The sequence below is a fragment of the Streptomyces boncukensis genome (assembly GCF_011045075.1).
In the GTDB taxonomy this organism is placed as follows: Bacteria; Actinomycetota; Actinomycetes; order Streptomycetales; family Streptomycetaceae; genus Streptomyces; species Streptomyces boncukensis.
The window spans coordinates 1-1162 of record NZ_JAAKZZ010000994.1; the positions used below are offsets into that span (position 1 = coordinate 1).

Annotated in this window: 1 protein-coding gene; it reads right to left on the bottom strand. The window is 78.0% G+C overall.

The features are described from left to right. Window positions 1-38: 38 nt before the first annotated feature. Window positions 39-1162 (bottom strand): peptide ligase PGM1-related protein (locus G5C65_RS37535; RefSeq protein ID WP_165303517.1); only part of this gene is annotated, 1124 nt, incomplete at its 5' end.

Here is a 1162-nt window from a genome sequence, read left to right on the forward strand (position 1 = left end):
GGTCTGATCCGCGGGCGGGGTACGGGCCGCCCCGCGGATCAGACCGGGGCCGCGGCCAGCAGCGGCATCAGGGCCCGCTGCTGCTCCCGGGCACCGGCGAGGTCCTCGGCGACGGCGCAGTACATGACGCCGCGGGCCGCCGGACCGAGGTCGTTCACGAGCACCACGCCGGTGGCGGCCGCCGGGTCGAAGGCGAGCCCGGCGTCGGCCAGCGCGGCCGCGGCGGCGGGGAAGGACGGGGCGGAGCACTCGCCGCCGAGGTAGACGCGCCGCGACCGCAGCGCGGGGCCCACCAGGCGGGCGCCCATGACGGTGTGCAGATGCGTCGAACCGGTGATGCGGCCGTTGGCCTCGCTGAAGCGGATCTCGCCCTCCGCGGTGCGGTACGCGTCGGCGCTGATCGTGCCCCGGTAGCCCAGTGCCCGGTACGCCTCGCACAGCCGTCGGCCGGCCGCGATCAGCTCGGCCACGGCGGGTGCGGGCAGCGTGGCGAGTGCGGGCACGATCTCGCCCACGGCCACCGGGTCCATCAGGATCTCGCCGGTGCCGACGAGTTCGACGGCCCGGTCGGTGACCTCGAACTCCGCGTACGCCGGTACGGCGCCGGGGTGGAAGCGCTCCACCACCAGCCGGTGCCGGCCGTCGTCGGACAGCCACGGCCAGCGTTCCGCCGCGTACGCGTCGATGGCCGCGCCGTCGGGCAGCACCAGGGCGCGGGAAGCGCCCACGGGGTCGACCCCGGGCGCGGGCGCCAGGATCTCGTTGCCCAGGCCCCCGCCGTTGAACTCCTGCTTGGCGATGGCGCAGTGGCCCTCGCCGAGCAGGGCGCCGATGGCGCGGGCCGCCTCGTGCGGATCGCCGACCACCGTGCCGGTCGCGGTCGCCACCCCCGCCCCGGCGGCCACCGCGCGGAACGCCGCCTTGCTGTTGACCAGGGCGCTGCCGCCCTGCGTGTGGAAGGCGTGGCCGGGCAGGGCCGCCTCGGCGCCGAGGCAGCGGGCGAGGTCGGCCACCGCGGTGTCGGCGCAGATCGGCAGGATCCGCAGTCCGTCCCGCCCGGGGCCCAGCGCCTCGCGCAGCGCGGCGTGCAGCGCCGGGGCCAGCAGCCGGTCCGGTGTCAGCACGCCCTCGCCGAGGCGGCCGGGGGCGGGGGCCAGGAGGG